Consider the following 9127-nt stretch of genomic DNA (forward strand, 5'->3'; position numbering starts at 1 on the left):
CTCGGCCAGATCAGCCCGATCACCTACGAACAGCGATCAACTACGCTGGCCACCGCCGCATGACAATCGGTGTCCACGATCACGGGGAAGGCCCCGCGGTCCTCGGCCCGTGCCCGCAGGCGGTGGCGGAGTTCGAGCTCGGCGATGGGTTGGCCGGTGGTGTTGGTGGCGAAGCACGTGATCCGCATGCCGTCGGCATCTGTGATCCTCAACTGGGCACCGGGGTGCGGTCGTTCCTTCCGGACGATCAGCCGCATGCCCTTGGGCCAGCCGTCGAGCATGCCGCCGGTGACTTCGGCGACCCAGGCCCCGTCGCGGATCTCTCCGTCGGGCTCGACGGCCGGCGTCCATGCCGCGAGCGGCACCTTGAGTACGGCCTGGTGAATGGTGTCGGTGATGGTCATGCCGACCGAATACGACAGCCACCGTCCACGTTGCGCGAGCCAGGCCACGAACTCGTGGGTGCCGCCCGCGGAGTCGGTGCGGATCAGCGTCCGGCGCCCGCGCCGATGGGACTTGGGCAGCTGGGCCAGGGCCAGTTGGGTGGTCGTGATGTGATCGGCGGCGGTGTTGCTGCCCGCGTTTCCGGGCCTGAGCAGACCTGCCACCGGTTCGCCGGACCCGCCCGTGCCGTGGTCGACGAAGGCCATCAGCGGGTGGTGGCCGAAGGTCTTCTTCCAGGTCGCAGCCGTGTCTTCCTTGTCGGAGTGCGCGATCACCAGGACGCCGTCCAGGTCCACGGTCACAGAACCGGTCGCATCCGGCGCCGTCTGCCCTGCCAACTTCCATACATGTTGGCGTACTTGGGATCGGGCACTGCGGATCGCGTTCAAGGTGCGTTGGCCGCCCGCTGCGAGTGTGTCGATCAGCCGGGAGACTGTCGGGTCCGAGGCCACCGGCCCGAACACGGCCGGCTCGGCCCGCAGCATGCCGACGTCGGCCAGGCAGTCGCCGCCGAGGGCGACCGCGAGCGCTACATCCAGCAGGATCTTGCCGGGATCGTGCACCGCCCGCGGCTTGCGCCAGGGTGCCAGAGCCGCCGATATCGCGGTATCCAGACCCGTCTTACGGACCGTCTCCACCAGCAGCACGGCCCCGGCCTGCGAGACCACTCCACGACCGCTGCCCTCAACGCGGACACGCGGGTACGACCCGATACGCTTCTTCACCTGAGAAGTGCTTCTTTCCACGGCACGATCTGGACCCTCGACAAGTCCTATCGTTCCAGGTCAGGAGCACTTCTCGCGTTTGTGATCAAGCCTCGGACAGACCACCTCGCGAAAGCCCGAGGCTAGAGCGGCCGCTCCGACCCTCGCAAGACGCTGTGAGTCCCCTCCAACCATCGTCGGGGGGACTCACAGCCTTCGCTGTCCCACAGGAGCCCTACGGCGACTCAGACCCACTCCACCACTGAGCGGATGTCCGAAGCGCCTCCAGGCCCTGGCAAGGGCGTCTGAGGCCCGCGCTGCGCCGTTGACGGACGCCGCGCCGAGGCGCTGGCAGCGGCCAGGGCGGTGACTACATCGTCCTCGCTCGCCCCCGCCAGGGCCTCAGCAATCCGCGCAAGAGGCTCACTCATGTCAGTGCTCGTGACCACCGGCAGCGGGCGCCTGACCAGCATTCTTGACCGTCAGCGGCAGCAACTTCTTCCCGCTGTTGCTTACTTGTGGCCAAGTGTCCATCTGCGGACGTACTCGGACATCCAGTCCAGCAAGTCAGGGTCCACATCTGACGCACGTCCCGCTAGGACGACAACGTATCTGTCTCCCCCAGTGGGTTCCCCAACACCCTGATCCGGCTCCGTCCGGTTGGTCTGGTCGGGCCGGGCCGGGTCAACGTTCCGTCAGTCATCCAGACGGACCGGCATCAGGATCGAGAAGGTGCCCTCGTCGTCGGGTCGACGGATCGCGATCGGCACCGTGGGGGCAACGAGCTCCAGAATCAGTCGGTCCCTGGCTCCGGCGGCCAGCGCGTCCAGCAGGAACTCACGGTTGACTGCGACGCAGTTCGGGCCGTCGTCACCATCAGCACAGAGGGTCACCGTGCCGCCGTCCTCCACCCTGAGCACGCTGAGGTCATGCGCTCCGGCCTCGTCGGAACGGACAGGACCGGTCTCCAGGGCCTTCCGGAAGGCCGCCACCTCGATGAGGGCGCGGCGCTCGCCGGCCGCGGGGAGGAGACGACGGTAGTCGGGAAAGTCATGGTCAAGGCACTGACCGGCCGCCTGCCTGTCCCCGGCCTCCAGTGTCACGCGGTCACCGTCGACGGAGAGCCGCACGGGCCCCTCGCCGTCCAACAGCGCCCGCATGGCGTCGACGAGCGGAGTCCGCACGATGACCTGCACTCGGCTCCCGTCGTACCCACCGATGCCGGCCTGCGCGACAGCCATTCGGTACCGGTCCGTGGCCACGACATGGAGGCTGTTGCCCTCGATGTCGAACAGGACCCCGCCGAGCATCGGCAGCTCCGGGTCGGTGCTCGCCGCGAAGCGAACCGTGTCCAGCGCAGCTGCCAACTCGGGCGCGGCGATGGACATCTGGACAGTGGCGATACGGAACGAAGTCATCACATTCTCCCGGTGATCGAGTAGTGCTCGCAGCGCGGAGAACTCCCTGCGGGCATCGGACAGCCCCTGTTCGAGACGACACAGGTGCGCCCTGAGCAGCTTCCCGACCAGATCGGTGTCCGCGCCGGACCAGCTCGCCAGCACCAGCCGGATATCCGCCAGCGGCATCCCGGCCCGGCGCAAGCGGGCCAGCACCCGGGCCTCTTCCAGCTGCTCGGGCTCGTACCAGCGATAACCGCTCACCGGATCCACCCAGGCCGGGACCAACACACCGGCACGGTCATAGAACCGCAGGGCACTCACGCCCAGGCCGCTGTCACGGGCCATCTCGCCAATGCTGCGCATGTCGTCCTCCACACCCAGCACGTTGGTCCCTAAACAAGGTCGAGGGTCAACCCGGCTCCCGAGCGGATCCCGCACGCAGGCCTCGTATCAGCAGAAGAGGGCCGCACCCCAGCCACTGTCGAGGGCCCAAAACCGGCTGAGCCCCCTCCGATCAGGGAAGGGGCTCAGAAGGTCGCATCGCCGTACAGAGGCCCATGGCGAGCTCAGACCCACTCCACCACCGAGTAGATGTCCGAAGAGCCTCCAGGCCCCGGCAAGGGCGTCTGAGACCTGCGCTGGGGTGTCGACTGCTGACGCCCAGAGGCGCCGACAGCTGCCAAGGCAGCGGCTACGTCTTCTTCGCTCGCCGCCGCCAGGGCATCAGCAATCCGCGCTAGCGCCTCACTCACGTCAGTGAGAGTGACCGCTGGTCGGGGCGTCCTTCTTGACCGTCAGCGGCAGCAACTTCTTGCCGCTGTTGCTTACTTGTGGCCAAGTATCCATCTGCGGACACGGTGCTAAGGAAAACGACCGGTGCGGGTGGCGTCATGGGAGCGCCAGTGCGCACCGTCAGCCTGCGATCTGGTTCGCTTCGTCACCTCGCACGTCACTTCTGCGTGACCTGTCCCGAACCGACAGCCGAGCCGCTCACCGTCTCGCCGGACCCAACAGTCGAGGACGCAGCCGCCCCCTCCGCCACGCACGTTCCGTCCGGGGCCTTGAACTCGACCGTGCCACCGAATTGCTATCGCTTCACCCGGCTGCGGACCGCGAGGACGGCCAGACCGAAGAGGACTGGCTCCGTAAGGCGGGAGAGCATTGCGATGTAGGTGCCGGCGGTAGTGAGGTCCTGGTCAGATGAGCGGAAGGCCACCGAGTTGATCACCACGCGCAGGCCCTTCTCAAACCGCCCGCTCGATATCCGTTCCTGTAGCGGGCCGGTGGGATTGGCCGGGTTGGGGGTGTCGGTGGTGAGCTGGATGTCCTGGCCGGTCACCCTCCCCGTCGAGACCGGCTTGGGATAATCCGCGGGCAGGCCCCACAGCATCATCGCCAGCAACGTCGCATTCATGGCCAGCAGTAGCCACACGAGAGCGCGGGTGGCCCGCAACCCGTAGCCGGAGAGCGCCCAGTAGGCGGCGAGCAGGCGGCGCTCGGCGCGGGGGGTACCGGAGTCATGGCGCCGCATCTCCATCTCTCCGTAATAAAAGTCGGCAGCCCCCGGCTCGTTCTTGGCGTCCTCGAACGACTTACGCAGAGCCCGGTACACAGGTGCCAGCTGCGCAGGCCCGACGTGCCCGGTGCCGAACACAGCCGTGTTCCACCCCCGGACCGCCCTCGGTCGACCCGCACGCCAGTGGTGTTCCTCAGCTAGGGTGCGGCGCTGCGTGAAGCGCACGGGGCGCCCGTTCCGCCAGTGCGCACGAGGCGGGACGCCTTCGAACGAGCACGTGCCCTCCAACCGAAGCTGGTCCAGGTGGACAGTCCCGGTGAACAGGCAGCGCGACAAGTTGACGTCGGCCAGGACTAGGTGGGCAGCATCCACGCCTCGAAGCGAGGCCACCCAGACCGTGGCATCGGATTCATTGGAGAGAACCTGTTCGTCTACCGACGTCCCGTCAGAGAGGCGGAAGAGGTCGGGCTCCGCAACGATCGTGAGCGGGTGTTCGAAGACCGAGTGGGCGAAGTCGACCGTGGCGTACCGCAGCTGTAACGCGGCCGTTGACGACCAATGCGTCCGCCAACACTCCAGGCGTCTCGCAGCGATCGCGACGGTTACGGGGCCGCCGAACACCGCCCCCGACAGCGTCACCTGCCCTGCGCATACCAGCGGCCCCATACCGGCCGATCGCTTGAAAACCGTTGACGTGAACCGGGCGTTGCCTTTGAAGATTGCCGACCGGAAGTCGGCGTCGCTCTCGAAGATCGCCAACCCGAATCGAGCGTCACCCCCGAAGATCGCCGATCTGAACCAGGCGTTGCACTCGAAGACTGCCGACTTGAAGACTGCGTCCTGGAAGAGCACTGATGTGAACCGGGCGTCGCCCTTGAAGATCGCCGACCTGAACCGAGCATCACCCTTGAAACTCGCCGTCCGGAAGTCGGTGTAGCCCTCGAAAGTCGTCAATTCGAACCGGGCAGAGCCCTCGAAGGTCGGCGACACGAACGCAACGTCGCTCTTGAAGGTCACAGATGCGAACCCGGCGACGCCCGTGAACATCGTCATTTCGAACCAGGTGACGCCCTCAAAGGCCGCCGACCCGAACCAGGCGTTGCTCTTGAAGGTGGCCGACACGAAGTTGGCAGTGCCTTTGAAGGTCGCAGACCGGAAGTCGGCGTCGGTTTCGAAGATCGCCGACCGGAAGTCGGCGGTGCCCGCGAAAGTCGCTGACCGGAAGTCGGCACGACCGAGTCGGACACCTCTGGTGACGGGATCACGGAGGGCATCCAGCAGCTGCGTGAGCAAGAGAGTGTCCAGCTCCGTGCCGCGGTGGTCCACGGCACTGCCAGGGCCAAGGTCGTTGAAGTAAGCAGTGCGTTCGCGGTCGGTTAGATGGCGCAGGCATCGCCCATGGGGCTCGATCCGGTGACCGCGGCAGTCGACCGAATCATCGGGGCCGACGCCCTGAGCGCAGTGGGGCCAGGGTGGCGGGGCTGCGGTGGGCAGGGGCAGGGAAGCCATACCAAGAAGAGACGACCGAGGGGGTCGACCAGTTGCGCTCAGCTGCGGGAACACGCCACAAATACCTTGTTCAGTGGCCACAAGGACATTCGGTCATTCCGCGAACCTAATTCCTCCCACAGGCCGACGGTCAGCGTCAGCCGTTGGCGCTACGCACAGTCTTGCCTCAACCGGAGAACGTGGCTCAAGGCAGACGAGCGAGGCCTCGATCACAACGCCATAGTGTCGCCACACCCCCCTTACACTTTCGCCACACACCTTGGGGGGTACATGAGCAGCGACACCACACCCGCGCGAAGATCGCGGAGACACCTCATCCTCACGGGCGTCCTCATCGCCGTCCTCGCCGCACAATCCACCGCACTCATCGTCCAGCAGACACTGGAGCTTCCCCGTGATCTTGGACACTCGTCGGTTATGCCGCGAGGGTGTGTTGGTGCCGCTGCCTGGTCTCGGCTGGTGTGAGGTAGCCGAAGGTCTTGTGTTTGCGCAGGCGGCGGCGGTTGTAGAAGGTCTCGATGAAGGTGAAGACCTCGGCGCGGGCGGTTGCCCGGTCGGGCCAGATACGGGTGCCGATCTCTTCTTTGAGCAGGGCCCAGAAACTCTCCGCGGCGGCGTTGTCGAAGCATGATCCGGTGCGTCCGCAGCTGCCCTGCAACCCCAACTCGCGTATTCGAGAGCGGAATTGGGCCGAGGTGTATTCGCTGCCGCGGTCACTGTGGATCACGCAGCCGGGCTCCAGGTTCCCTCGGCCGTGGGCCATGTCGAGGGCATCGACGACGAGCTCGGCGCGGTGGTGGTCGGCCATGGCATAGCCGACGACCTCGCGGGTGGCCAGGTCCAGCCAGCAGGCGAGGTAGAGCCAGCCCTTGGCGGTGGGCAGGCAGGTGATGTCGCCGACCAGCTTGATCCCGGGCCGCTCGGCATGGAAGTCGCGGCCGATCAGGTCCGGGGCCGGCTTCGCCTTCTTGTCGGGCCGGGTCAGCGAGCGGCGCCTGCGTCGGGTGACGCCTTGGATGTCGCGCTCGCGCATCACGCGGGCGACGCGCTTGCGGTTCACCCGCCGTCCCAGCCGCCGCAGTTCGGCGTGGATGCGCGGGACCCCGTAGGTGCGGTGCGAGGCGATGTGCAGCACCGTGATCTCGTGGGCGAGCGCGTCGTCGTCGGCCTGCCGGGCCTGGCGGGCGGCCTCGCCCTCGCGCCACGCGTAGTAGGAGGAGCGGGCGACGTGCAGCACCCGGCAGAGCAGCACAATCGGGTAGTTCGCCTTCTCCGCATGGATCAACCGGTACAACGCGCTCACCGGTCGTTCTCCTTCACGAAGAAGGCGGTCGCTTTTTTCAGGATCTCGATCGTCTGCTGCTGTTCACGGTTCTCCCGCCGCAGCCGCTTGAGCTCCTCGCGCTCGGCACTGCTCAATTCGCCGGAGGTGCCCTCGCTCCGGTCCGCCTTGGCCTTGCGGTACCAGCCGCGCAGGGACTCGGAACTGATGCCCAGCTCCCGGGCCACCGCGGTGACCGTCTTGCCCGAGGCGTCGACGAGCGCGATCGCGTCCCGCTTGAACTCCTCCGTGTACCGCTTCGTGTACTTGCTTCCCACCTGGTGCTACTTCCTCTGGAACCTCAAGATCCCAGTCTCCAGGTGTCCACGATCAAGGGGAAGGTTCACACAGATCAGCAACCTGGAACACAAAGCCAGCCAGCCCGGCCGCGCCGGCCCCTCAGGTCCTCCCGGACCAGCTGGTCCACCCGGACCGATCGGCCTCACCGGACCAGCAGGGAAAGACGGCAAGGACGAGCAAGACGCCATCGGAACCGCTGGCATCCCCAGCAACCCCCAGGTGCAGCTCACCGAGACCGAGGCGCGCGCCCACTGCGAGACAGTCGCCGACCAGGCCTACCCCAGCGGTAGCAACACTGGCGACCAGTCACTCGACACCCTCACCGATGCCTACAGCGCCACCATGCACGAGAAGATCTTCAAGCAGTGCATGGGCGAACAGGGCTACCCGCAGTAGAAGCAACACACCCGCCTCGGTGGTCGACAGCGAATCGCCCTCGCTCCCCTGCTAGTTGGCGAGCATCGAAGGCCTATGCGGTCGCGTTAGACAGCGACACCTGGAATCAGAGCCACCAGCCCGGAAAGGAAGCTTCCCAGCGCTGCGAGGGTGACGAGGGCGGCCTTGCCGTCTGAGAACAACCCAGAGCAGAACTCGCGGACTCGCCGCCGGAAGATCAGCATCTTGAGCTTCTGCCAGCGGTGTTGATGGATGTGGCAACCCATGAGGATGCCAGTAGCGTTGTTACGACAGCCGTCGGTCCGTCCTCGGACTGGTGCCCCGCAGGTCACCGGAGCCTGGAAGAAGGACCAGAGAAGGACCAACGCCGACAGGGTGACGATCACCACTGGGCCGGCCGCCTCATTGATCCATGCCGCGATCAGAAGCGCCGCGGCCAGGACTCCCCACCACTGCTCCAAACCACCGAACCGACTGCTTCTCGCCCCCGAAGTCGCCATGCCAGTAATCGTGGCTACGGGGCTAGCGAATCATGCGGCCCGCGAGGGATATGACCGAAAGGAGACCCAGGCGGCTCACATCCCGCGCCACCTGACCTGGGTCCGCCCTGAGCCTTCATCCCATCGTCAGCCCACGATCCGATTCACTTTCGTCACCTTGCACTTCACCTTCTGTGTGACTTGGTCCGAACCACCTGCCGTGGTCTTCACCTTCTGACCCGACGCAACCGTCAACGACAGCGCCGCCCCTTCTGACACACGAGTCCCGTTCGGAGCGTCGAATTCGACAGTGACCCCGTACGTCGAGGCCTTCGAAGTATGGTTGTGAATCTCCAACCCAGCCGTGGGCAACCGAGTTGTCGAGTCCACTGCACATGACGTGACCTTCACGTCAGCCGATGGCGGATGGCTGGGACTGTTACTCGTCCCGACCGCGATCACCACCACAATCACGACGATGACGACCACTGCCGCCAGGGCGCCGAGGCACCCCCACAGACACGCACGACCCCGGCCCTTCTTCTGCGGCGGCGCGGGAGGAGGCCCCCACCCTCCAGGAGGTACTTGGCTGCCTTCGCTCGGGCGCCCCCACTGCGGACCGCTTCCCTCCGGCTCCCCCGTCGGTGGCTGACTCGGCGGCATGTCGGCCTCCTTCGTAGCGGACATCGCCACGCTAGGAAGCCCTGGATCCTCTCGCGAGTTGGCGGCAGCCATACGGGCGAGCGGCTGCCGTCGCGGATCGCGCCCCTCAGGCCTTGTCAGCCCCTAGACCCACTCCACCTCGGAGTGGATGACCGAAGAGCCTCCAGGCGGCGGCAGAGGCGTCCTCGGCGCATCCTGCACGGTCGTCTGCCGTCCAGACTGCGCACCGAGTGCCCTCAGGACGGCAGCGGCCTCTTCCTCGCTGCCGTCCTCCAGCGCCTCCACGATCCGCCGCAACGCCTCACTCACGTCAGTGCGCGTGACCGCTGGTCGAAGCGTCCTTCTTGACCGTCAGCGGCAGCAACTTCTTGCCGCTGTTGCTTACTTGTGGCCAA

General features: G+C 66.3%; 6 protein-coding genes and 1 pseudogene. 1 reads left to right on the plus strand and 6 read right to left on the minus strand.

All coding sequences use genetic code 11. The annotated features are described in order from the left end of the window. Nucleotides 1–95 precede the first annotated feature (95 nt). From ABZT17_RS44265 to ABZT17_RS44285, 5 genes and pseudogenes are all read right to left on the minus strand, one after another. A pseudogene (locus tag ABZT17_RS44265) lies at nucleotides 96–1169 on the minus strand (IS1380 family transposase); the annotation flags it as partial. Nucleotides 1170–1843: 674 nt separating this feature from the next. Continuing rightward, complete coding sequence (locus ABZT17_RS44270; RefSeq protein ID WP_356357854.1) at nucleotides 1844–2923, minus strand: MerR family transcriptional regulator; 1080 nt, start codon at nucleotides 2921–2923, stop codon at nucleotides 1844–1846. Between the two features lie 712 nt (nucleotides 2924–3635). Further along, nucleotides 3636–5357 carry a pentapeptide repeat-containing protein gene (locus ABZT17_RS44275; protein WP_356357855.1) on the minus strand — a complete coding sequence of 574 codons (1722 nt, stop codon included), beginning with the start codon at nucleotides 5355–5357 and terminating at the stop codon, nucleotides 3636–3638. Between the two features lie 631 nt (nucleotides 5358–5988). Beyond that, the gene (locus tag ABZT17_RS44280) at nucleotides 5989–6876 is read right to left on the minus strand and encodes an IS3 family transposase (protein ID WP_356357856.1); all 888 of its coding nucleotides are present in this window, start codon (nucleotides 6874–6876) and stop codon (nucleotides 5989–5991) included. After that, nucleotides 6873–7172 carry a transposase gene (locus ABZT17_RS44285; protein WP_356357857.1) on the minus strand — a complete coding sequence of 100 codons (300 nt, stop codon included), beginning with the start codon at nucleotides 7170–7172 and terminating at the stop codon, nucleotides 6873–6875. Before ABZT17_RS44285 ends, ABZT17_RS44280 begins: the two co-directional genes overlap by 4 nt. 241 nt (nucleotides 7173–7413) lie before the next feature. Between ABZT17_RS44285 and ABZT17_RS44290 the strand changes: the two genes are divergently transcribed. Further along, nucleotides 7414–7590 carry a hypothetical protein gene (locus ABZT17_RS44290; RefSeq protein WP_356357858.1) on the plus strand — a complete coding sequence of 59 codons (177 nt, stop codon included), beginning with the start codon at nucleotides 7414–7416 and terminating at the stop codon, nucleotides 7588–7590. Nucleotides 7591–7676: 86 nt separating this feature from the next. Here the strand turns inward: ABZT17_RS44290 and ABZT17_RS44295 are convergent, their stop codons facing one another. Continuing rightward, complete coding sequence (locus tag ABZT17_RS44295) at nucleotides 7677–8090, minus strand: hypothetical protein (protein WP_356357859.1); 414 nt, start codon at nucleotides 8088–8090, stop codon at nucleotides 7677–7679. Nucleotides 8091–9127 lie beyond the last annotated feature (1037 nt).

The sequence above is a fragment of the Streptomyces sp. NPDC005648 genome (assembly GCF_040605395.1).
Taxonomy (GTDB): domain Bacteria; phylum Actinomycetota; class Actinomycetes; order Streptomycetales; family Streptomycetaceae; genus Streptomyces.

Coding starts and splice junctions, on each gene's coding strand:
- ABZT17_RS44295 (WP_356357859.1), bottom strand. CDS start 8,090: ATGGCGACTTCGGGGGCGAGAAGCAGTCGGTTCGGTGGTTTGGAGCAG.